The 22,554-nt window shown below is 51.6% G+C and carries 20 protein-coding genes and 1 pseudogene; 18 read left to right on the forward strand and 3 right to left on the reverse strand.

Going from position 1 to position 22,554, the window contains the following annotated elements:
* Positions 1 to 201: 201 nt before the first annotated feature.
* Positions 202 to 1,812, reverse strand: a complete 1,611-nt coding sequence (gene ggt / locus P1U71_RS14950) for a gamma-glutamyltransferase (protein ID WP_301106428.1) — start codon at positions 1,810 to 1,812, stop codon at positions 202 to 204.
* A 28-nt stretch (positions 1,813 to 1,840) separates the two neighbouring features.
* A complete protein-coding gene (locus P1U71_RS14955) occupies positions 1,841 to 2,512 on the reverse strand; it encodes a GntR family transcriptional regulator (RefSeq protein ID WP_301106429.1) in 672 nt (223 codons plus the stop codon).
* Between the two features lie 178 nt (positions 2,513 to 2,690).
* Between P1U71_RS14955 and P1U71_RS14960 the strand changes: the two genes are divergently transcribed.
* From P1U71_RS14960 to P1U71_RS14980, 5 genes are all read left to right on the forward strand, one after another.
* Positions 2,691 to 3,584, forward strand: a complete 894-nt coding sequence (locus P1U71_RS14960; protein ID WP_301106430.1) for a dihydrodipicolinate synthase family protein — start codon at positions 2,691 to 2,693, stop codon at positions 3,582 to 3,584.
* A gap of 8 nt (positions 3,585 to 3,592) precedes the next feature.
* Positions 3,593 to 5,023, forward strand: coding sequence for an aldehyde dehydrogenase family protein (locus tag P1U71_RS14965; protein WP_301106431.1), 1,431 nt, complete (start codon positions 3,593 to 3,595; stop codon positions 5,021 to 5,023).
* A gap of 66 nt (positions 5,024 to 5,089) precedes the next feature.
* The gene (locus P1U71_RS14970) at positions 5,090 to 6,358 is read left to right on the forward strand and encodes an FAD-binding oxidoreductase (protein ID WP_301106432.1); all 1,269 of its coding nucleotides are present in this window, start codon (positions 5,090 to 5,092) and stop codon (positions 6,356 to 6,358) included.
* Between the two features lie 8 nt (positions 6,359 to 6,366).
* Positions 6,367 to 7,368, forward strand: coding sequence for a 4-hydroxyproline epimerase (locus tag P1U71_RS14975; RefSeq protein WP_301106433.1), 1,002 nt, complete (start codon positions 6,367 to 6,369; stop codon positions 7,366 to 7,368).
* Positions 7,369 to 7,378: 10 nt separating this feature from the next.
* Positions 7,379 to 8,482, forward strand: a complete 1,104-nt coding sequence (locus P1U71_RS14980; RefSeq protein WP_301106434.1) for a cis-3-hydroxy-L-proline dehydratase — start codon at positions 7,379 to 7,381, stop codon at positions 8,480 to 8,482.
* 47 nt (positions 8,483 to 8,529) lie between these two features.
* Here the strand turns inward: P1U71_RS14980 and P1U71_RS14985 are convergent, their stop codons facing one another.
* Entirely contained in the window at positions 8,530 to 9,132 is a 603-nt protein-coding gene (locus tag P1U71_RS14985) for a TetR/AcrR family transcriptional regulator (RefSeq protein WP_301106435.1), read from the reverse strand.
* 264 nt (positions 9,133 to 9,396) lie between these two features.
* On the opposite strand from P1U71_RS14985, the gene P1U71_RS14990 reads away from it, so the two are divergent.
* From P1U71_RS14990 to P1U71_RS15050, 13 genes and pseudogenes are all read left to right on the forward strand, one after another.
* Positions 9,397 to 10,353 carry a TRAP transporter substrate-binding protein gene (locus tag P1U71_RS14990; RefSeq protein ID WP_301106436.1) on the forward strand — a complete coding sequence of 319 codons (957 nt, stop codon included), beginning with the start codon at positions 9,397 to 9,399 and terminating at the stop codon, positions 10,351 to 10,353.
* 166 nt (positions 10,354 to 10,519) lie between these two features.
* Positions 10,520 to 11,038 carry a TRAP transporter small permease gene (locus P1U71_RS14995; protein WP_301106437.1) on the forward strand — a complete coding sequence of 173 codons (519 nt, stop codon included), beginning with the start codon at positions 10,520 to 10,522 and terminating at the stop codon, positions 11,036 to 11,038.
* A gap of 12 nt (positions 11,039 to 11,050) precedes the next feature.
* Positions 11,051 to 12,337, forward strand: coding sequence for a TRAP transporter large permease (locus tag P1U71_RS15000; protein WP_301106438.1), 1,287 nt, complete (start codon positions 11,051 to 11,053; stop codon positions 12,335 to 12,337).
* Between the two features lie 56 nt (positions 12,338 to 12,393).
* On the forward strand, positions 12,394 to 12,783 hold the full coding sequence (locus P1U71_RS15005; RefSeq protein ID WP_301106439.1) for a hypothetical protein: 390 nt from the start codon (positions 12,394 to 12,396) through the stop codon (positions 12,781 to 12,783).
* 194 nt (positions 12,784 to 12,977) lie between these two features.
* Positions 12,978 to 13,769 carry an ABC transporter permease gene (locus P1U71_RS15010; protein ID WP_301106440.1) on the forward strand — a complete coding sequence of 264 codons (792 nt, stop codon included), beginning with the start codon at positions 12,978 to 12,980 and terminating at the stop codon, positions 13,767 to 13,769.
* A 44-nt stretch (positions 13,770 to 13,813) separates the two neighbouring features.
* Positions 13,814 to 14,839: an ABC transporter ATP-binding protein gene (locus P1U71_RS15015; RefSeq protein WP_301106441.1), complete on the forward strand. Its 1,026-nt coding sequence runs from the start codon at positions 13,814 to 13,816 to the stop codon at positions 14,837 to 14,839.
* A gap of 45 nt (positions 14,840 to 14,884) precedes the next feature.
* Positions 14,885 to 15,928 (forward strand): extracellular solute-binding protein, encoded by a 1,044-nt coding sequence (locus tag P1U71_RS15020; protein WP_301106442.1) that lies wholly within the window; start codon positions 14,885 to 14,887, stop codon positions 15,926 to 15,928.
* Positions 15,929 to 15,945: 17 nt separating this feature from the next.
* A complete protein-coding gene (locus tag P1U71_RS15025) occupies positions 15,946 to 16,812 on the forward strand; it encodes an ABC transporter permease (RefSeq protein ID WP_301106443.1) in 867 nt (288 codons plus the stop codon).
* Between the two features lie 50 nt (positions 16,813 to 16,862).
* Positions 16,863 to 18,056, forward strand: a complete 1,194-nt coding sequence (locus tag P1U71_RS15030) for a Xaa-Pro peptidase family protein (protein WP_301106444.1) — start codon at positions 16,863 to 16,865, stop codon at positions 18,054 to 18,056.
* Positions 18,057 to 18,631: 575 nt separating this feature from the next.
* Entirely contained in the window at positions 18,632 to 19,837 is a 1,206-nt protein-coding gene (locus tag P1U71_RS15035; RefSeq protein WP_301106445.1) for an amino acid ABC transporter substrate-binding protein, read from the forward strand.
* Between the two features lie 26 nt (positions 19,838 to 19,863).
* Complete coding sequence (locus tag P1U71_RS15040) at positions 19,864 to 20,691, forward strand: phytanoyl-CoA dioxygenase family protein (protein ID WP_301106446.1); 828 nt, start codon at positions 19,864 to 19,866, stop codon at positions 20,689 to 20,691.
* A gap of 344 nt (positions 20,692 to 21,035) precedes the next feature.
* Positions 21,036 to 22,226 carry an amino acid ABC transporter substrate-binding protein gene (locus P1U71_RS15045; RefSeq protein ID WP_301106447.1) on the forward strand — a complete coding sequence of 397 codons (1,191 nt, stop codon included), beginning with the start codon at positions 21,036 to 21,038 and terminating at the stop codon, positions 22,224 to 22,226.
* A gap of 117 nt (positions 22,227 to 22,343) precedes the next feature.
* Positions 22,344 to 22,554: pseudogene (locus P1U71_RS15050) on the forward strand (branched-chain amino acid ABC transporter permease); the annotation flags it as partial.

The following is a 22,554-nucleotide window of genomic DNA, read 5'->3' on the forward strand; positions in this document are numbered from 1 at the left end:
GCGTGGTGACAGCATTCGTTTGTTCTGTGATGGACCCTTTGTTCAGGACGTGATCAAAGATGACAACACCCGTTGATCTGAACGAAAACTTCATCCAGATGCCCTCTCCACTGAGGTGGGCTATGCAAGGAAATGAAGCGCGTTTTCTGATTTCTGCAGCAAACACAGGCCCGTTGCAGAATGTCAGGACTTGAGATTGCATCAAACCTCTAGCGGCATTCCGTCTCGGGCCGGGTCGGCGCCGCCGATCCATTTGCCATCCTTGATCTGGATGGCATGCACGGCGGCAAGCGTGTAGCTTTGATAGCTGCGGTCGATTTTATGGCCCATAGCCTCCAGCTCATCAGTTACGAAATGGGGGATGCGGTTAACCAGATCAATCACATCGCTTGTCGCGCTTATGCGCGGGGCGGCGACAGCGTCCGTAATCGACATACCGAAGTCCACCACATTCAGGATGACTTGCGCGATAGCCATGGTGATGGCTGTCCCGCCGGGCGCACCAAGGGCTAGCATTGGCTCGCCCTTGTCGAATAAAATAGTTGGGGCCATCGCCGAAAACCGGCTTTTTCCAGGCGCAAGTGATCCGGGGCGACCGGGGCGCGGATCGAAGATATTCATACTGCCGTTATACATGAAGCCAAGGCCGGTTGTGATAGCGCCCGAGGGATACCCCAATGTATGGGTCATCGTGACAATACCGCCGGTCTCATCCATCGCCGTTATATGGGTGGTGTCTTTTGATTCTTCCGGTCCGGAGTATCTTTCGACATGGACGAGAGGGCCTTTACGAATGCGATCGGCGCATTCTTTGGCGTAGCTTTTCGAATTGAGGCGATCCACCGGCACATCAATAAAATCCGGATCGCCAATAAATTTTTCCTTGTCAATGGTCGCGATCTTCATCGCTTCGGCGACCAGGTGAAGATACTCGGCGGAATTATGCTTGAGAGCGGAGAGGTCAAAATTCTCCAGAATATTGAGGATTTCCAGCACCATCAGACCGCCGCCGGGTGGTGTATTGGTTGCGATATCCAGCCCACGATAACTGCCCCAGAGAGGGGCCGTGGTTTTTGTCTGGTAGGAGTGCAGGTCTTCCCGGCTTAAAAGGCCACCGTTATTCGCAAAATCATCGACGATCCGCTCCGTGAGGGGGCCATCGTAGAAGGCATCGGCCCCCTGTTCAGCGATGACGGACAGGCTTTGTGCCAATCCAGGGTTTTTAATGACGGAGCCTTGCTCTTTCAACTCGCCCTTTTCGTTAAAGTACAGGGTGCGGCTATCTTCACTGAACCGAAGCTTTTCAATCATATCGACACGGCCCAGCTTGCTTTCATTCGACCGCCAATAGGTATGCATATGGGGGCGAATGGTGAAGCCTTCCCTGGCCAGGGTTATGGCGGGCTCAATAATATCTTGCCAGGACAGTTTCCCATAAGCGGAATGGATATCCCAGTACCCCTTCAGGCTTCCCGGTACAGCGACGGCCTGATAGCCGAGGTCATTAACACGGCCTTTCAGGATGAAGCCAAAACCGTCCCGGGTTTCTCCTTCAATGAGATCGGCCCACTGGTCTTCCTTTGTCGCGGCGGGAGCCTGCGCGTGAAAATTGAGGATTTCGTGCACATCAAGCTTTGGCAAATAGACCTGCAGCGTTCCAAATCCTCCTATGCCGCACATCTGAGGATCGACGACGCCCTGGGCGAAGGCGCAGGCAACGGCTGCATCGACGCAGTTGCCGCCTTTCATCATTATCAAGGCGCCGGCTTCGACGGCTTCGGGTTGCGGGGCGACTATGAGGCCGTGTGTCACGTTAGATTCTCCGGAGATGATGTTACGATCAGGGTTTTATTCTGTGATTTTCGAGGAATTCGACAAGGTTATCCCGTGCGCCAAGGATATGCTCTCGCGTCAGTTTGGCGGCAAGTTCTGCATCGCCTTTTTCGCAAGCTCGCAGAATACCAAGATGCTCCTTATTTGCTTTTGGAACACCATCCGTCATGGTCAATTGCGCGCGCAAATATCGGTCTATTCGATCAAGTGCGTTGTTGATAATTGAAAGGTGGAAGGTAAGGTCGCTGTCACGATACAGCATATAATGAAACTTGCGATTTAGCTTGCCCCATTCCATCGGGTCCTTGGTTGTGGAAAATTCAGTATAATAAATCCGGGCCTCAGCAAGCGTTTCCGGCCTGATTTTTGGAACGGCAGCGGCGATCACGTTGCTTTCTACGAGGCTTCGAAAACTGAAGATCTCGGAAACCTCGTCAATCGATATTCCGGCGACAAAGGCGCCTTTATAGCGCTCGGTCCTTACAAGTCCCTGCTGTTCAAGCCGAGAAAGGGCTTCGCGGACCGGAATCCGGCTAGTATTGAAAATGCCAGCAATCTCGTCCTGCCGCAAGGGCTCGCCGTCGGCCAGTTCTCCATTGATAATTGCGTGCCGCAATGCCTCAAACACGATGTCAGAGGCCGATGCCATCTTGCCAATATCGACAGCTTCAAGTTTCACCTGTTTGTTCCTCTCGATTACACGCTGGCCGCAACGTCGGGCGAGTATATTCACGCTATATGCAATTTTTTATCATATATCAAACTTTTTATATTGAAAATTGGATCCAATATATTTAATCCTTTGGTGGCTTCAAGATTAGAGAGATGATTTCGTCAACAGGAAAGGTAAAAGGCTCATGTGGAAAGGTGTCATCCCCGCAGTTACGACCAAATTCAAGGAAGATATTAGTCTGGATCACGCTGAAATGGAGCGTTGTTTCGCTCTTCAGATGGACGCCGGCTGTCATGGCCTGATCGCCTGCGGAACACTGGGTGAGGGAAATATGCTCACCCATGACGAGCGGCTTGAGGTGTTGAAGCTTTGCAAGCAGGCAACGGGGGACAAGCCCGCCTTGCTGACGATTTCCGAGCCTGGTGAGCGGGAGGCTTGCGCGCTTGCGAAGAGGGCGAAAGCTGCGGGCGCCGATGGTCTGATGATTGTGCCCTCGCCAATCTATCACACCAATCCGGAAGAAACGGTTGCGACGCTGAAGGCGATTGCCGCCGCAGGCGATCTGCCTGTGATGATTTATTCGAACCGGGTTGGTTATCGGGTGGACGTCACGCCGGAAATGATGGTTCAGCTGGCGGATGACAATCATTTCGTCGCTATCAAGGAAAGTTCCGATGATATCCGTCGGACCACAGAAATTTTTAACAGGCTGGGGGATCGTTATGACGTCTTTACCGGTGTGGATAATCTCGGTTATGAGGCTCTTTGCGTCGGCGCAGTTGGCTGGGTCGCCGGGCTGGTTGTCGCGTTTCCGCGTGAGACGGTTGCGATTTATGAACTGGTAAAGCAGGGTCGTCATGCGGAAGCCTTGAAAATCTATCGCTGGTTCCGTCCGCTGCTGGACCTTGATGTCTCAACTTTCCTTGTGCAGCAGATCAAGCTGGCGGAAGTGCTGGCAATTAATTCCAATGACCGGGTCCGCAAGCCACGGCTGCCCCTGGCGGGAGCGCATCGGTCGCGTGTCGAGAAAATTGTCCGCGATGCGCTTGCCGTCCGTCCTGCAATACCGCAGTTGTGAGGGGTGAGATGGACTATCACAATTTTATCGCGGGCGACTGGCAGGAAACAAGCCAGTCGACAGAGAACGTTAATCCGTCGGATATATCCGATATTGTCGGCGTTGCTGCAAAAGGCGATGCGGCGGACTTAGATGTGGCCATAGATGCGGCGTATGCTGTCGCACCCGTCTGGGCCAAAAGTACGCCGCAGCAACGATTTGACGTGCTTGACTTTATCGGGACCGAGCTCTTGGTGCGCAAAGAGGAGCTGGGCCGTTTGCTGTCACGCGAAGAGGGTAAAACGCTCCCTGAAGGTATCGGCGAGGTCGCCCGCGCGGGGCAGATTTTCAAATTTTTTGCCGGTGAGGCGTTACGGCAGCGCGGGGATACTCTCGCGTCCGTTCGCCCGGGGATCGACGTCGATATCGTCCGGTATCCGGTCGGAGTTGTGGGGCTTATTACGCCCTGGAACTTCCCAATGGCGATTCCTGCGTGGAAAACCGCACCAGCACTGGCCTATGGGAATGCGGTAATATTGAAGCCGGCGGAATTGGTGCCGGGCTGTGCTTGGGCTCTGGCCGAGATTATCTCGCGTTCCGGATTGCCTGCCGGTGTCTTCAATCTTGTCATGGCGCGCGGCTCTGTTGTCGGCCCCAAGCTCATTAACAGTCCCAAGATCAACGCGATTTCTTTCACCGGTTCGGTTCCGACGGGACGCGGGATTGCCGCGGTTTGTGGTCAGCAACTGAAAAAGCTGCAGCTTGAAATGGGCGGCAAGAACCCGATGGTCGTTCTGGACGACGCTGATCTTGATCTGGCCGTGGATGCCTGCCTGAATGGAGCGTTTTTCTCCACCGGACAGCGCTGCACGGCCTCCTCCCGCCTGATCGTGACCGAGGGCATCCATGACCGTTTTGTTGCCGCCTTGTCGGAACGGATGGCGGCGCTCAAAGTTGGGGCGGCACTCGCCACCGCCACCCAGATTGGGCCGGTGGTTGATGCCTCTCAGCTTGCGCAGAATATGAACTATGTCGAGATCGCGCGCCAACAGGGCGGCAAGATTATGGGTGGCGAGCGCGTGAAGGCTGATACGGAAGGCTTCTTTATGGCGCCTGCACTGATCACGGAAACGACGAATGACATGCGGATCAATCGCGAGGAAGTGTTTGGTCCGGTTGCCAGCGTGGTTCGCGTGAAAGATTATGACGAAGCCCTTGCGGTGGCGAACGACACCGAATTTGGCCTGTCGTCGGGTATTTGCACGACATCGCTGAAATATGCGTCGCATTTCCGGCAGAACGCACAAGCGGGCATGGTGATGGTCAACTTGCCGACAGCCGGAGTTGACTATCATGTACCCTTTGGCGGAACAAAAGGGTCAAGTTTCGGATCGCGTGAGCAAGGCAGCTACGCCGCAGAATTCTATACAACGGTAAAAACTGCCTATACGCTGCCCTGACGGGGCTTATTTACGGAATAGGCAACGGGCCGGGTAAGCCCTCATATTGCCAGTTAGAAGGGTGCGATGACGCGATTTTCAGGGATAACGGATCAACAGCCGGAAATTCTCGTGATAGGGGCCGGAATTATCGGCATTTCGGCGGCAATTGAGATGCAGGCGCGCGGGGGCAGGGTAACTGTCGTTGATCGTACCGCCGTTGCGGCCGAGGCGTCCCGCGGAAATGCCGGCGCATTTGCCTTTTCTGATGCGACACCACTGGCCTCTCCCGGTATCATGAAAAAAGCACCGAAATGGTTGCTTGATCCGCTCGGCCCCCTTTCCATTCCACTTCCCTATCTCCCCAGGATTGCGCCCTGGTTGTTTCTCTTCTGGCGGGCGAGTTCTCCCGACCGGGTACAGGCCGGGATCAAGGCTCTGGTCGCTCTGATGCGTTTTTCAAAGGAGAGGCTGATTCCCTTCATGGAGAAAAGCGGCACCGATGGCATGCTGCGACAGCATGGAAACCTGCAGCTTTTTGAAAGCCGCAAAAAGTTCGATGAAACGCTTCCCGCCTGGCAGGCGCGGACCGAACATGGCGTCAATTTCACGCATCTTTACGGTCCGGAAGAAATCGCCAGGCATCAGCCGGGCCTGGATCCGCGGTTTATTGCCGCGACTTATACGACCAACTGGTACGGGATTACGGACCCTAAGGAATATACCGAGGCATTGGCGCGGCATTTTGAATCCCGCGGTGGCGTTATTCGCATTGCCGAAGGCTGTGTCCTCGAGTCGGACGCGCAGTCCGCGTCTCTCATCCTGAATGATGGGACAAGGCTGTCGGCGGATCATATCGTGGTTGCTGCCGGTGCCTGGTCTCATCAGCTTGCCAAGACGATGGGCGATCATATCCCGCTGGAAACGGAGCGGGGGTATAACACGACCCTGCCGCCAGGAGCCTTTGATCTCAAGAATCAGCTTTCTTTTGAGGAGCATGGCTTCGTTGTCACGCCCCTTGCAGGCGGTATTCGTGTCGGAGGGAGCGTCGAGCTCGGGGGCTTGAAAGCGCCGCCCAATTTCCGTCGCGCCGACGTCCTGCTTGCCAAAGCCAAAGCATTTATGCCGGACCTGAAAACTGACGGCGGGTCGCAATGGATGGGATTTCGTCCGTCCATGCCAGATTCGATCCCTGTTATTGGGCATGCGACACAGTCAAACCGCATTACATATGCGTTTGGACATGGCCATCTTGGGTTGACCCAATCGGCGGGAACAGCGGCCTTAGTGGCTGAGCTCGTTTTTGGCGATAAATGCAGTATCGATATGACTCCTTATTCCCCAAGCAGATTTTAGGATATTCGATGGCGCAACATATATTCCAATGCATAGATGGGCATACATGTGGCAATCCGGTCCGCGTTGTGACGACGGGCGGACCTAGGCTTGAAGGCGAGACCATGCTGGCCCGTCGTGCGCATTTTATGCGGGACTATGACTGGATCCGCACAGGCCTGATGTATGAGCCGCGCGGTCATGATCAGATGTCGGGGACGATCCTCTATCCCTCCACTCAGGATGACTGCGACATTGCCGTCCTCTTTATTGAAACATCGGGCTGCCTGCCCATGTGCGGGCATGGCACCATTGGTACGGTCACAATTGCGATAGAGGAAGGGCTGGTTTCGCCGAAGACACCTGGAAAGCTGTGTCTTGATACTCCGGCGGGGAAGGTTATTGCCGAATATCGGATGGAGGGAAAATATGTTGAGGAAGTCAGGATAATCAATGTGCCATCGTTCCTTTATGCGAAAGGGCTGAGCGCCCCTTGCCCGGGGCTTGGAGAAATCACCGTCGATGTTGCTTATGGCGGTAATTTTTACGCAATTGTCGAGCCACAGGCGAATTATACCGATATGGCCGATTATTCGGGATCAGACCTGATCCGCTGGAGCCCGGCACTCCGAACCGCGCTGAATGAAAAACATGACTTTGTCCATCCCGAACAGCCGGACATAAAGAGCCTCACCCATATCATGTGGACAGGCAAACCGACCGCAGAAGGTGCAACGGCACGGAACGCGGTTTTTTATGGGGACAAGGCGATTGATCGCTCTCCCTGCGGTACGGGAACTTCGGCACGCATGGCGCAGCGATACGCGCGCGGGGAGCTTGCCGTCGGCGATGCCTTCATCCATGAAAGCATAATTGGCTCCCTTTTTACCGGACGCGTGGAAGGGACGGTAAAGGTGGGGGAGTTCGACGCGATTACCCCCTCCATCGGGGGATGGGCGCGCGTGACGGGATATAATAAAATCATCATCGATGACCGGGATCCATTTGCCCATGGTTTTGTCGTTATTTAAGGAGAAAAGCATGAAAATTACCGCGATTAAGGCCTGGCAGGTAGACCTGCCATTGAAAGAGGGACGCTATAGCTGGTCCAATGGCAATTTCGTCGAGGTTTTTGACAGCACGGTCGTTGCCGTGGAAACCGACGAAGGGTTGACCGGCTATGCGGAATGCTGCCCGCTCGGCTCCACTTACCTGCCATCCTATGCCCGGGGAGTGCGGGCCGGGCTCGAAGAACTGGCGCCGCATCTGATTGGCAAAAACCCGCTGGCGCTAAACGAGATTAACGCTTGCATGGATGCAGCCTTGCGCGGGCATCCTTACGCAAAAGCGCCGATTGACATTGCCTGCTGGGATATTCTCGGCAAGGCGACGGGTCAGCCCATCTATATGCTGCTTGGCGGGGCCATGCAGAAGGATGTCGCTTTGTATCGCGCCATCTCCCAGGAAAGCCCGGAAAAGATGGCGGCGAAAATTGCCGGTTACAGCAAGGAAGGCTACACGAAATTTCAGTTGAAGGTTGGCGGGGATGCCAATGACGACATTGACCGCATCCATGCGACGCGGGCGGTGCTGAAAAAGAGCGACCTTCTGGTTGCCGATGCCAATACCGGCTGGACGCGGCATGAGGCGGCCCGGGTTGTCGGCGCGGTCGCTAATCTCGATGTCTATATCGAGCAACCCTGCATGACCTATGAGGAGTCCATCTCAATCCGGCGGCGAACGTCACTTCCCTTTATTCTGGACGAGGTCATTGACGGGGCAGGGACCCTGGTTCGCGGTATCGCCGAGGATGCGATGGATTGCATCAACCTGAAAATCTCTAAGGTCGGCGGTCTCACGAAAGCGCGACTGATGCGCGACTTATGTGTTGCCTCCGGCATTCCGATGACCATAGAGGACACCTGGGGCGGCGATATCACGACGGCGGCCATCGCCCATCTTGCGCGCTCAACGTCTGAGGAATTTTGCTTTTCCGCGACGGATTTTAATTCCTACGGTACCGTGACAATCGCCACAGGGGCACCGCAACGAACCAACGGCCGGATGACCGCGCCAGATACGCCAGGCCTTGGTATTACGCCCGATTTCAATGTTCTGGGCGAGCCGGTGCTCATAATCTCATAATCGAAAATTGGATATTTGTTCTGTGAGTAACCGTATAAAATGAGCGGTCAGTCTTTTTTAACAATCCCGTTTACGATTGATATCCAAGCGTCAATGATCTCGGATTCATGGCCATTGGTGTCTTCGATCGTACTCTGCATTGACAGGCCGCGAAGAAGACAAACTGTCAATGTCATGAGGGTATAGTGATAGCTTTCCGGGACGGAATCCGACAGTATCCGCTTCCAGATCTTTTGCCGAAGAACCGTAAACTCTCTCAATGATTTGACGATACTGTCGTGGAGCTTCTTGTCGCCGCGTCCCGCAAGCATCAATTCCAGCGAGGCGACATATTGGGGATGTCCGAAAATTTCTTTCCACAGAAAACGGATATACTCTTCAGCCGTAATTTCCTGTTCGACATTGCCGGTCGCTTCCGCGCGCTTTTGTTCCCAATCTTGCAGAAGATATTCAAACGCGGCGCTGACAAGTTCAAATTTTGTTGGAAAATGATGTGTTTGCGCCCCGCGAGATACACCTGCGCGCTTGGCGATCATCGTCGTCGTTGTTTTTTCATACCCAATTTCGGCAATTACTTCCAGGGTTGCCGAACAAAGCTTCGCCCTGGTTGTCTCAGTACGTTCAGACTGTGTTTTGCGCAGTTTCTTCATTCGTCGCGTGCTCTCAATTACTAATTTCTATGCTACCCATAATCATATGCTTCCAGATAAATAGCATCCCTTCAATGACAGCGTCATTTTAAATTGTAGATCACTATGACCCCATTGACAAACAAAACAAATTGTTTGTTAATATTAAGGTAAGTCGACGTAGACGGTTTGGCAATTTCTATTGCTAGCTTTGTTAGAGTGCGATGCTAAATTGGCGCGATCACACTCCAGTCCGTGAATACCTAATCTGGGAGGTCTATGAGAATGGAAATTTACAGTAAAGCAAAAACGGCGATTGTGGTTTTGGGAACATTGATGTTGATCACGGTGGGGATCACTGGCACGGGCGCCGCTGCAGAAACCAAGTTAATTAGCGGTGGCATGGGGGCTCCAACCTCGGATGCGACAAAAGGGGCAGCGAAATTTGCCGAAATTGTTGCAGAGAAAACGGGCGGTAGGATTAAGATAAACCACAACCCGGGCGGCGCACTTGGAACTGGACAGGAGCAGATGGAGGCGGTTTCCTCCGGCACGCAGCAGCTCTTTATATCTGCCGGTTCGCAGGCCTCCCGACTTGTAAAATCGATAGGCGTGATTGATGCGGCATTCCTGTTCAAGGACTTCGATCATTTGGAACGCTTTATGCAGTCTGACATGTGGGCAGAGGCAAATCAGCAGTTGATTGATCAATTTGGTGTCAGGGCGCTGGCGACGAACTGGTTCGCTCTTCCAAGGTATTTTATGAGCCGCGATAAATTCATAATGTCGGTCGACGATGTTAAGGGTGTTCGGACACGGACATCCAGTGTTCCGATGTATGTTCAGAATTATGAGAACATGGGGGCGATCCCAGTAAAAGTGGCATATCCGGAGCAATATTTGGCGCTAAGCCAAGGGGTCGTGGATTTGACCGAATCCGCGGCAAATCGCATTCTGTCAACGAAGCTATATGAGGTTGCCCCCTTTATCACCGAATGCGACATGATGTTTCCGCAGGTTTCTGTTTTTATGAACGAAGATGCGTTCCAGAAGCTGAACCCGGAAGATCAGAAAATCCTGACAGATGCGGCAAACGAGGCCGGTATATATTATACCAAAATTGCGGCAGACGCTTATGCCTTGCAGCGTGAGGAAATTATCTCCAAGGGGGCAAGTTCCAACGTATGCCTGAAGAAGCCCGGCAGGATTTTGCCAAGGAAACCATGGCGGCAATGCCAGTGATGGTAGAAAAAGACCTTTTCCCTGCGGGTTGGGCTGAACGTATTATTGCAATGCGCGATAAGTAGCGACTTCCGGTCGTCGGTGGACTCGATTAGGCATGCGAGAGCTGATTTAGGAGTCCGCTGACACTGAGTTACGCAGACAATTTGCGGGAGAGGAGTGTGTTGTGCAATTGCTTCATTGGCTTTGTAGGGTGATCGAGAGAATATCCAATATAGCCTGCTTTTTGTTTATGGCCGTCATTGTCGCTTCCATGAGCTGTCAGGTATTCTTTCGGTATATCCTGGATATTCCACTGACGCATACCGATGAAATCAGTCAGATGGCTCTTACATGGCTGACCTTTATTGGGGCTGGCTGGCTTTACCGCACTCAGCATCATATTACGGTTGATTTGATTTCTTTCGGCGATGACATGTCATTGACAAAAAAGATTATCACCATCTCGGTCCATCTCGCAATTGCTGTGACCGTTGCCGTAATTTTGCTGCAGCTGATCGGCCTGTCGCCGCGGGCGTTAAAGGTCGAACTCGGCACGTTGGGAGTCTCGCGGTTTACCATGCATTTCTTGCCTTTATTGATTGGCGGTGCTGTCATTATTCTCTTCGCCATCGAGCGCATTCTGGCAACAATTCTGGGCAAAAAAATTGTGAATGCCCGCCCGCTTGGCACATCTCACGACTAGCAGGGAAGTTTCATGTCATTCGCCATTATGCTGATACTGTTTCTTGCCCTGATCATGGTCCGGGTTCCGATTGCTTTCGCCATGTTGATGGTGGCGATGATTTATCTGATTGGGGACGACGTTCCTTTGCAGTTGCTGGCGCAAAAGCTGGCCGGGGGTGTTGATTCATTCTCGCTGCTTGCTGTGCCATTGTTTTTGTTGGCGGGCTTCCTGATGAATACCATGGGGATTACGGAGAGGATATTCGCTTTCGCTGGCGCCCTGGTCCGTCATATTCCAGGCGGCTTGGGGCATGTAAATGTTCTCGCCTCTGTCATTTTCGCAGGGATGTCCGGATCGATTATCGCGGATGCCGGTGGGTTGGGCGCTGTCGAGATCCGGGCGATGAATCAGGCGGGCTACCGGAAGGGCTTCAGCGCGGCGATTACTGCGGCCTCCGCCTTGATAGGGCCCATTATTCCGCCATCAATTATTATGGTCATTTATGCCTTTGTGACCGAAGTTTCATTGGGCCGCCTGTTTATTGCCGGGATAATTCCAGGTTTGTTGATGGCCGGCTCGATGATGATTTTGATCTATTTTATGGCAAAAGCCGGTCGAGAACACTGCCCGGTTATGCCACGCGCCACATTTAAAGAAGTCGTCTTCACATTTCGCGCGGCCATATTACCGATCCTTGCGCCGGTCATTCTGGTGGCGGGTATTATGTCCGGGGCCTTTACGCCGACAGAAGCCAGCGTCGTCGCCGTATTATATGTTCTTCTGATTGGCGTTTTTCTCCTTAAATTTAATGTGCAACATGTAATTGGAGCAACTTCGGAGGCGGCCCGGGCGACGTCAACGACGTTGTTCGTCATTGCACCAGCTTCTGTTTTTACCTGGATTGTCTCCACGGCAAATATTCCCGAAGCCGTCGGCACATTGGTGACCAGTTGGGTTGATACTCAATTCGGCGTGTTCATGGTGATCATCGCGGCTGTTTTCTTGCTGGGCATGGTGCTGGAGGGCATTCCCATATTGATCGTATTCGCTCCCATTTTTTTGGGAATTGCAAATACCGTCGGGATAGATCCGATCCATTTGGGTATTGTTTTTGTAATGACTCTCATGATCGGAGGAATTACGCCGCCGGTCGGAATTACGTTATATGTCGTAATGGCCATCGCCAAGGTCCGGCTTCCTGATTTTATGAGATCGATCTGGCCGTTTTATTTCGCGATCCTCGTGGTCATTTTTCTAATTGTTCTTTTTCCACAACTCTGTCTTTGGCTGCCTAATATGGCGTTCCCGTCGTATTAATCCTGTTCATTACGGTTCAGTCAGAGGCGCCGAGAGACCATTCTGCCGGGTGCAACATGAATGAAGTTATCTATTGCCAGATTCTCTATGCTGTTGTTGCCCTTCTTTTTAACGCGACGAGTTTCGTTCGAGCGAGAATAGGGCTGCCGGCTTTCACTGTAACCAATCCTGTGCGTGGTTTGATCATGATGTTGCTTGTTCTGATCATCACGCTTTCCTATCCGTTTATGCATGGCTGGATATATATCGTCGGCTGGATAGCGCTGATAATAAAAATAGTGCCAACGGGTGTGGTCCGGCACTTAAAGAACATTTTTGTCTGCAAAAATACGGAAAAATACTCATCGTCGCTGATCGCTTATTTTGCCGTTGCCCAGAATATATTCGGTATGACGATAGGCGCGGTGGGGGTGTTTATTGCGGTTAGTTTGAAATTTTCAAGTTGACCGGACGGCATGGATTTTACGTGTTGCTCGCTGCCGAAAACGTCAAAGAACTCCTGAGCTAATACTCAACCACTAATCTTCTTGACTCGATAATTTCGATCCCCTATAACAAACACACTTATTTGTTTGTTATAGGGGATCGGTGACACCTATCTGGCAAACAAAGATTTTAGGGAAAGGGGGCTTCACAAAGTATGAGATGGTTTCTTTCAGCTTTTGTTTTTTGCGCCTTCGTTTTCCTTGTTTTGCCGGTGGTCTTTATCGTCTGGGTGTCGTTCTTTGACAGCGTATTTCTTACGTTTCCCCCGCCGAGCTATACGTTCAAATGGTTTGTCGCAGCGGCGGAGAGCCCAGTCTTCTTCAATGCGTTTACGGTGAGCCTGTATGTGGCTGCCATGTCCTCGATGCTTTCAGTGTGCTTTGGAGCCGTCGCGTCAATAGCCTTGGTACGGTACCGGTTTCCGGGGAGGGAATTATTGAACGGCCTCCTTTTGTCGCCATTGGTGATTCCGAACATTGTGCTGGGCATTGCCCTGTATATTTTCTTTATTGCTATAGCGGACAGATTTTCCTTTGATGCAACGGCGTCGAATGTCGGCATTGTCATTGCGCATACCATGATGGTCCTGCCGTGGTCGATCCGCTTGATCGGTGCAAACCTCCTCGGTCAGGACGTTTCGATCGAAGAGGCGGCCTCCAATCTGGGGGCTGGCAAATGGACTGTGTTCCGGCGCGTTACTTTTCCACTGATGCGGGGCGGTGTAGTGGCAGCGGGTCTTTTCAGCTTTATTATTTCCTTTGAGAATCTGGAACTTTCGCTGCTGATCGTGAGTCCGGGCAGAACGACTCTTCCCATCGCGCTTATGCAGTATCTCGAATTCGATATGGATCCGACCATTGCTGCGGTGAGTACCATCCAGGTGGTGATTATTGCCGCCGTTCTTGTCGTAACGGACAGATTCTTCAAGCTGAGCAGGATCGTATAATGGCCTCTCTGGGCATACAAAATGTAACAAAGAAATTTGGATCTGTGACGGCGATTGACAGCCTTTCTCTGGGTATTGACGGCCCTGAACTGGTGGCGTTGCTAGGGCCGAGCGGGTGTGGCAAGACAACGCTTTTGCGTATGATCGCCGGATTTGTCGACGTGACAGCCGGAAAGATCATGATTGGTGACCGCAATGTGACGGACATGCCGGCCAATAAGCGTAATACTGGCATGATTTTCCAGACTTATGCTCTCTTTCCGCATATGACCGTCGGGGAGAATGTTGGCTTTGGTCTTGAAATGCGTAAAGTGCCCAAGGCCGAACGCGAGGCGAAGGTGAAAGAGGTTCTGACGCTTGTTCATCTTGACGGGTATGAGGATCGGTACCCGAAACAGATGTCAGGCGGTCAACGGCAGCGTGTTGCGATTGCTCGCGCCCTGGTCATCCGACCGGATGTATTCTTGCTCGACGAGCCCTTGTCGAACTTGGACGCGGTTCTTCGTCAGAGTGTTGGCAATGAAATCCGGGCGCTGCAACAGCGGCTGGAACTTACATCTGTTTTTGTCACTCATGATCAGAAAGAGGCGTTGATGCTTGCCGACCGTCTGGTCGTCATGAAGTCGGGCAGGATCATGCAGATGGGGGCGGGCGACGAAGTTTACAATCGTCCGAATTCGCGATTTGTCGCTAATTTCCTCGGGAAATCGAACTTTTTCCCGGGTCAGTGCCAGGCGGAAAATATCTTCAGGTCGGATAGTGGTCTGGAAATTAGATGCGCAGATTCCGGAACAGGCGTGCAGTCGGCGACTTTGAGCGTTCGCCCTGAAAGCATCAAGCTGGGCGCGGAAGCGTCCTCTCTGGACAATACATTCGAAGGCACCGTCGAACGGGTTACCTATCTGGGATCCTTGACGGAAATAGAACTTCGTTTGACGACAAGTGATCTGATTACCGTTCAGGCGACAAACCTGCCTGGAGCTAGGTTCACCAGCCATGTTGGCGAGAAGGTGACAGCCGGATGGCCGTCGATATCCACGCATTTGATCGCTGAGTATGGGGACGATTAATGCGTATCACAACGGAAGAAGTAACCACTAGCAGAGGAGACAATGATGAGTAACTTGGAAATTGGCAGACGTTCTTTACTGAAGGGCGCAGCCGCGCTGACAGCGGGTGCAGCGATTGCCCCAATCAGTTCGGCATGGGCGGCGAAAGAGGCTGTGATGTCAACCTGGGGCGGGGACTATTCCCGCTTGCTTGGTGAGCTTGTGCAGCCAATCGCGACTGAAAAATACGATGTGACCGCTATTTTTGATACGGGATCGTCAAGCGCTCGTCGGACCAAGGTACTGACGCAAGCGGAGCGTGAAGTAAGCTCGATTGATTTGATGGCCTTTACGGAAGCCGACATGTGGCTGCTGGATCAGAAAAATTGCGTTGACAGGTTTTCATCCGCGGAAATTCCGAACCTGGCAAATGTATACAAGCAGTTTCAGACCGGTTATTCCATCCCTCATATGTATAGCGGCATGGTGCTTGTTTACAACGAGAAGCTGGTACCGAAGCCTACCAGTTACAAAGACCTGTGGGAAAAAGAATATGCAGGCAAAATCGGGTTTGCAAATATTCTCTATCGCTACGTCCTGCAGGCGGCGGCTATCGCTCATGGCGGTTCTATGACCAATTACGAACCCGGCTATGCGCCGTTAATGGAACTCAAGAAAACGGATGTGAAAATTCTGCCGTCCAACGAAGCCGTTTCGAATGCTTTCAAGAGTGAGGAAATCGGAATCACCCTTATGTGGCGTGCCCGGGCCTATCAGTGGAAGAAAGCAGGCTTACCGTTGGCCTTTACGGTTCCGTCGGAAGGCGCATTGTCCTACGTATCCGCTGCCGGTGCGACCAGAAATGGTGCCAATCGCGAGGCGGCCCATGATTTCCTGAATTCCATGCTTGATCCGGTTGCTCAAAAGGGGTTCGCAGAAAATATGGGTTATATGCCAACGGTCAATAACGCCCCAATCCCGGCTGATTTGGTAGAGAAAATCGGATTTACCGAAGAGGAACGTGAGAAAATGCATGGTCCGAATTTCGCTTATCAGGCAGAGCAGCAGCCTAAGGTATCGAAATGGTGGGATCAGGAATTCAAGGCCTGATAGGTATCAACTTTCTCATGTCAAACACCCGTAGAAATACGCTGACAGCGGCGACGATGGTTCTTCCTGCGACGGTTGTCATCGTCGTCGCGTTGGTGCTGCCGACATTAATTCTGTTGCGATACAGCTTTAACCAGTTTGATCCGACAGAACTAATGATTTCGGCGTTCACATGGGAAAATTATGCCGAATTTTTTAGTGTTCCCTACTATCAGAGTGTGATGATGACAACGCTGACCGTCGCTCTGTTGACGACGATAAGCGGCGTTATCATCGCCTATCCGGTTGCACTGTTTCTGGCACGAACTACGTCAAGATTTAAAAGCCTCTTTGTTATCTTAGTCCTGTTTCCATTGCTGGTAGGCAATGTGGTCCGGGCAGCAGGCTGGATGACGTTGTTTGGAGCGAAGGGCTTCCTCAATGTTACGATGATGTATCTTGGCCTCATTGATGAGCCAATCGAGATGATGTACACCGACTTTTCGGTGTATGTCGGCATGCTCAATGTTATGTTGCCGTTCATAATTCTGACGTTACAGGGTGTTCTGGAATCTATCGATTACTCGCTGACCGAAGCGGCTGAAAATCTGGGCGCATCACCCTTTACCGCTTTCTGGCGTGTCATTTTCCCCTTGTCAATGCCCGGAATTGCGACTGCGTCAATCCTGGTTTTCATTTTGACGATGAATTCCTATTCAACGCCGGTACTGCTCGGCGGACCAAGGTTCGCGATGATGGGACCGACTCTCTACAACGAAATAACCGAGAATTACAATTGGCCCTTTGGCGCCGCGCTGGCGTTCATATTGACGGCGGTCACGATTATCGCAACGGCAATTTCAAGTCTGTATTTCCGGCGCCGCTTAAAGTCTTTCACTGTCTGAGTATTTAAATGCCAGCTAACCCGACAATATATTGAAAAGGATGTGTTGAGATGAGTTTTTTATCCAGGGATGTTTACGATTATCGCCGAGCTAAACTGGACGCTATGATGGATGAAGGCGGCCTAGACGGTGTCGTCGTTTTCGGCGTTGATTTCTTTCAGTTCCTGACAAATTTTCATGTTGACGTTCATGCGTGGGAGAGGCCAATCGCTCTAATCGTACCGCGCTCGGGTGAGCCGGTAGCAGTCATGAATACTCTATCGACCAATCACCTAGGATTTGCCAACAAGCGGGGAAGTTTCTGGACCAATGTGGTGCATTTTTATTGTGAATTTCCGTTGGAAGAGGGCGATCCGCGCAGTCGGAAGACTTTTGAGGAGCATGTCGTTGAGCAGATCGATGCCGCCGGTTTGGGCAACGCTACTGTCGGTGTCGATACAAATGCCGCATGGCTTGAGAAAATTATGGCAGGGCATGCCGGGGTCAAAGTTAAGTCGACGATGGACGGCTTTCGGAAATTGCGCTGGATCAAGCATGCAGAAGAGTTAAAAATCATGGAGCAGCTGTGCGATCTTTCCGACTGGACACAGGAGCTATATCGTGAAGGCATTCGCCCCGGTCGCCTGGTGCATGAACTGGATTATTCGATCGCGGCAAAAGTATTCACCGAAGCGGCCGAGAGATTTCCCGGGGAAAATTTTGAATATCGCTTCTTCACGCTGAGCGGGGCTTCGTCAGCCTCCTGCCATGGAGACAGCCAGCAGGCGGGTGCCCGCATTCAAAAGGGAGACGGGCTGATCAATATTCTGATCCCGCGTCTGAACGGCGTTACAATTGAAAACGAACGGACCTATTTCGTCGGTCAGCCGACGGATCTCCAGCATCGCGCCTATGACGCCGCGTTGGAGGCAAATCTTGCGTCCATTGAGCAGATGGTCGCGGATAATCCCGTCAGCGCAATTGATGAAGCGCCGCGCAAAATCTTCGCTAAACACGGATTTTCCCAAAATGTAGTGCATCGTACGGGCCACGGTATGGGCTTGATCAATCACGAGTTTCCAGAGGATATGCCGTTTTGTCACCGCCCGCTTATCAAAAATGAAGTCTATTCAGCGGAACCCGGAATTTATATCGAGGGTTTGGGCGGATTTCGCGCCGATGATACCGTCGTTGTAGGAGAAAAAAATGCGACCGTCCTCACCAGGTCATCAAAGGATTTTGAAAGTCGGATTATCCATTGCTAACGATATTGATGAAGAGTCGGCAAGTGTTTACTCCCGCTCACTTTGCCCGGCGAGATTACAAGATGTAGCTTTCATCTTGTAATTGGTGCCTTACTTGCTCAGGAGGATTTATATTCTCCTGAGCTTTTTTTGGAAATTGGTACTGTCGGAAGAAAATCGGTTGATGGCCATTTTCTATCTCAGGGAAGGAAAATAAGAACCCCTTTCGGTATATTAAGTCTTCACCCGAGGCCCTCCGTCTGGCGGTGATGATGTATGTCCGGTTTTCACTTTCACTTCGCAATGTCGAAGAGCTTCTTTATGAACGGATCATCAAAACAGAGCCGCCACTGGCCAAGGCATTTTCCTCCGACAATATTAATTGAGCAAATAATTGATTGCATGATTTATGTGCATTTCAGTCTAATTTTTGGTCAATAAATTCATATTTGCAAGGGCTTAGGGATCAAATTCTATAAAAAAGTAACTACTATAGTGATATTTACGACTTTGGCATACTTCTTGCTCCTTTCCTGGAATGGTCAGTCGTTGCAAGGCTACCGTTGGAAGGTTTTTATCAGGAAGGATGGAGTGAAATGGCGAAGGGAATTCTAAATCGGCTCAAGTTGGCAACCGCTGCGGTGGGTGTCGCTGCACTCGGATTAGCAGGTTCGGCGGCCGCAGCGGATGGCGTTGTGAAAATTGGGGCTCCATTGGCACTTTCCGGCGGTCTCGCCGCGGAAGGGGCAAAGCAAAAGCTGGCGTATGATCTGTGGTTGGAGAGGATCAATGCGGCTGGCGGCATTAATGTCGGCGGGGTCATGATGCCAGTCGAATTGATCACCTATGACTACCAGACTGATGGCAAACGGGCGAGCCAACTGGCAGAAAAGCTGATTATTGATGATAAAGTTGATTTTTTGACGGCTCCTTTCGGGTCAGGGCATTCCAAGATCACCGCCGGTGTGGCGGAGCGCTATGGCGTCCCGATTATTGCGGTAGCGTCGTCTGAGCCTGTGCATAATCAGGGCTTCAAGAACCTGTTCGGAACGCTCGCGCCCTCTGGCGGGTTAATTGATGGCATGCTTGATTTGTTCATGGCGCAGAAACCGGACATGAAAAAGATCGCTATCTATGGTCGCGATGACGTGTTCCCGAAAATCATGGCGACTTTGATGTCAAAGGGGGCGACCGCCCGTGGGCTTGAGGTCGTGTATGAGGAGCTCTACCCCGTCGGAACACTCGATCATGCGACCGCCACGGTAGGAATGCGCTCTGCTGAGCCGGATTGGATTTATGTTACCGGTTATACGGAAGATCTGGTTCTTGTTCGCAAGCAAATGGCGGAGCAGGGCCTCGACGCGCCCATCATTACAATGATTACCGGGCCGGCTTATCGCGAGTTTGTCGAAAACCTTGGTCCGCTTGCAGAAAATGTAACCAGCGCAACCTGGTGGCACTATTCCGCGGCTTATGCCGGGGATGATGTTTTTGGAACAACGCAGGCCTTCACTGAGGCGGTTCAAAAAGCGTCTGGTGAAGATCCAGACTATGTTCATGCTTCTTCTGCTGCAGCCCTGATCGCGTTGCAAAAAGCGATTGAAAAAGCGGGTACTCTGGATCGGGATGCCGTGCGTGAAGCGCTTCGGACCCTTGAAATCGAGACATTCTACGGTCCGATCAAGTTTCGCGAAGACGGCCTGAACGATAACCGCAACCTGCCGATTATCCAAATTCAGGGCGGCAAACCGGTAATTTTATCTCCAGCCGATATGGCGACAGTAGAAATGCGCTTGAATTAATAGCTCGTAATTAAGGAGTATAAATAATGAGTGGATCCCTGACGCCAGAGGAAGTGGCGGCTTTTGAGCGCGATGGATACTTCGTGAAAAGGCGGGCTATTACCGAAGCCCATGCCTCAGACTGCCGTCAGCGACTCGAGGCGATGGAAGAAAGCCTGCAGGAGGACTGCAACAAGCGCATGAAGATCAAGGCGCATGTTGTTTCCCCCTGGATGGTCGACTTGGCTCGAAATCCGATAATCTTGGATGCGGTGGAATCGCTTCTGGGGCCAAATATTATGCTTTTTGGCTCGTCCATGTTTGCAAAGGCCGCCCAGAGCGACAGGTTTGTGTCCTGGCATCAGGATTCAGCCTATTATGGCTTGACGCCAAATGATTCCGTAACGGTTTGGCTTGCCTTCACCCCGAGCAATAAGGGGAATGGGTGCTTGCGCGTACTTCCCGGATCGCAAATGGGTGAGAATATGGAGCATGATGAAACTTATGACCCCAAGAACCTTCTCGCGAAGGGCCAGACAATTCGTGGCGTGGACGATGACGATGCCAAGTATCTCGAGTTGGAGCCGGGCGAGTTTTCCATACATCATGTAAAGACAGCTCATGGCAGCCTTGGAAACTTCTCGGATGATCGCCGGATCGGGTTGGCGTTCTTTTTCATCGGTACCCATGTTAATTCAACATTGGGGCGGCGTACTGCTTTGCGTGTTCGTGGTGAGGATGAATTTAATTACTGGGATGAGGACCCGCTGCCCCGATACGATATGGATCCGCTTACCCTTGATTTCCTGACAAATATGTGGACGAAGTATCAGAGTAAGGAAGTCCAGCAGGCGGCAAAGGCCGGGAAGCTCTAACAGTCCTTAAGCAGAGATAATCTGGCGGCATAATTTAAATTTCAGAAAAGTGGGTGGTTCCGGAGAAGTCTGGTCGCCCCCTTTTTTTTATGTAAAATCGATTTCAAATGACATCGTTTTGCCTGCCTATTTCATGATCAGGTCCGAAATAAATGGTTAAAAATTAAACAATTTCCGTCCTCTAAGACCCGTGAATTTTAAAATATCTGTTACGATAGTTATAGTTACGACTTTGGCATATCTCTTGCTAGTTCTTTAAGGAGAGGCTGCCTTGGGCATGATCGTTCGGGGATTAATTGAATTGGAAGAAAGGGATGGTTATGGAAATAACACTCAAAAAACGATTGACGGTCGCCGCCGCAGCAATGGGGATGGCGATGGCCGGAAGTTTTGGGATCGCTTCAGCGGACGACGATGTGTTGGTGATCGGGGCTCCGCTGGCCTTGACGGGCGGCTTGGCCGATGAGGGCAAGAAGCAGCAGGATGTCTGGAAACTCTGGCTCGATAAAATTAATGCCGCAGGTGGTATTGATGTGGCGGGCAAGAAAATGCAGGTCAAGTTCGTTGAGTATGATTACCAGACAGATGGTAAACGTGCTGGCCAGTTGGCTGAAAAGCTGATTAATGATGATGACGTTGATGTGATTATGGCGCCGTTCGGCTCTGGGCATACGAAGATTATTGCCGCTGTCGCAGAACGCTATCAGGTGCCGATGCTTGCCTGCGTCGCTTCTTCAGTTTCGGTCTATGACCAGGGGTTCAAGTATCTTTTTGGAACCCTCGCGCCGAATACCGGCATGACGGAATCCATGGTCGAGTTCTTCAAGGCAAAATCCCCGGATTTGAAGACGGTTGCAGTCTACGGTCGTGACGATGTGTTCCCCAAGGCCATGGCAAGTGCTTTGGCAACCTCTGCAGAATCCGGCGGACTTGATGTTGTGTATAACGAGCTGTACGCCGTTGGTACAATGGATCACTCCGCCGCCATTTCTGCGATAAAATCTGCTGACCCTGATTGGGTTTACATGACGGGATATACGCAGGATTTGCTCCTGGGGCGCAAGCAGTTGGCTGATATGGGCGTTTCGGTGCCTATTATGACGATGGTAACGGGTCCAGCCTATCGTGAATTTACCGAAGGACTTGGTGAGTTGGCAGATGGCGTGACAAGCTCTACTTGGTGGCACCATTCCACTGCCTATACCGATGCCGTCGGACCATGGAGCACAACAGCAGATTTCTATGCAGATTTTACGGCCGCTTATAAGTCAGATCCGGATTATGTATCTGCCTCATGTGCCGCAGCGGCGGACGTGCTGGTAAATGCAGTTCAGGTCGCGGGGTCCAAGGATAAGCAGGCGGTTCGCGATGCTTTGGCCGCTACCGATATCCTGACATTCTACGGTCCGATTGATTTTGGCGACAATGGAATGAACCAGGGCCGTGAAATGCCGATCATTCAGGTGCAGGGTGATGAAATTAAAGTTCTTTATCCGGCATCTATCGCCAATGCAGAAATGGAAATGATCAAGTAAGCCTTGCGTAGGCCTGAGGGGTCGAGGGCTGTTCTGGCGACAGATGAAGCCTTCGACCTTATTCAGAATTCAGTAATTTATTGCGCCAACTGAGAGCAATTCTGGGAATCAATCACAGTGGACATCATTCAAATTCTATTAAACGGCATTGTACTGGGGTCCCTCTATGCCTGCATCGCAATCGGCTTTTCGCTGGTTTGGGGTGTGCTGAATATTATCAATATGTTGCATGGATCCTTTATTATTCTCGGTGGGTATCTGGCGTTTTTTGCATGGCAGTATTCGGGTGTAAATCCGGTTTTTCTGCTCCCCATTATTGCGACGGCAT

Source organism: Sneathiella sp., from assembly GCF_029233945.1.
In the GTDB taxonomy this organism is placed as follows: domain Bacteria; phylum Pseudomonadota; class Alphaproteobacteria; order Sneathiellales; family Sneathiellaceae; genus Sneathiella.

What these genes read in the sequence shown, in the direction of transcription:
- P1U71_RS14960 (WP_301106430.1), top strand. Translation starts at nt 2,691, where the DNA reads ATGTGGAAAGGTGTCATCCCCGCAGTTACGACCAAATTCAAGGAAGAT.
- P1U71_RS14965 (WP_301106431.1), top strand. Translation starts at nt 3,593, where the DNA reads ATGGACTATCACAATTTTATCGCGGGCGACTGGCAGGAAACAAGCCAG.
- P1U71_RS14970 (WP_301106432.1), top strand. Translation starts at nt 5,090, where the DNA reads ATGACGCGATTTTCAGGGATAACGGATCAACAGCCGGAAATTCTCGTG.
- P1U71_RS14975 (WP_301106433.1), top strand. Translation starts at nt 6,367, where the DNA reads ATGGCGCAACATATATTCCAATGCATAGATGGGCATACATGTGGCAAT.
- P1U71_RS14980 (WP_301106434.1), top strand. Translation starts at nt 7,379, where the DNA reads ATGAAAATTACCGCGATTAAGGCCTGGCAGGTAGACCTGCCATTGAAA.
- P1U71_RS14985 (WP_301106435.1), bottom strand. Translation starts at nt 9,132, where the DNA reads ATGAAGAAACTGCGCAAAACACAGTCTGAACGTACTGAGACAACCAGG.
- P1U71_RS14990 (WP_301106436.1), top strand. Translation starts at nt 9,397, where the DNA reads ATGGAAATTTACAGTAAAGCAAAAACGGCGATTGTGGTTTTGGGAACA.
- P1U71_RS15000 (WP_301106438.1), top strand. Translation starts at nt 11,051, where the DNA reads ATGTCATTCGCCATTATGCTGATACTGTTTCTTGCCCTGATCATGGTC.
- P1U71_RS15005 (WP_301106439.1), top strand. Translation starts at nt 12,394, where the DNA reads ATGAATGAAGTTATCTATTGCCAGATTCTCTATGCTGTTGTTGCCCTT.
- P1U71_RS15010 (WP_301106440.1), top strand. Translation starts at nt 12,978, where the DNA reads ATGAGATGGTTTCTTTCAGCTTTTGTTTTTTGCGCCTTCGTTTTCCTT.
- P1U71_RS15020 (WP_301106442.1), top strand. Translation starts at nt 14,885, where the DNA reads ATGAGTAACTTGGAAATTGGCAGACGTTCTTTACTGAAGGGCGCAGCC.
- P1U71_RS15025 (WP_301106443.1), top strand. Translation starts at nt 15,946, where the DNA reads ATGTCAAACACCCGTAGAAATACGCTGACAGCGGCGACGATGGTTCTT.
- P1U71_RS15030 (WP_301106444.1), top strand. Translation starts at nt 16,863, where the DNA reads ATGAGTTTTTTATCCAGGGATGTTTACGATTATCGCCGAGCTAAACTG.
- P1U71_RS15035 (WP_301106445.1), top strand. Translation starts at nt 18,632, where the DNA reads ATGGCGAAGGGAATTCTAAATCGGCTCAAGTTGGCAACCGCTGCGGTG.
- P1U71_RS15040 (WP_301106446.1), top strand. Translation starts at nt 19,864, where the DNA reads ATGAGTGGATCCCTGACGCCAGAGGAAGTGGCGGCTTTTGAGCGCGAT.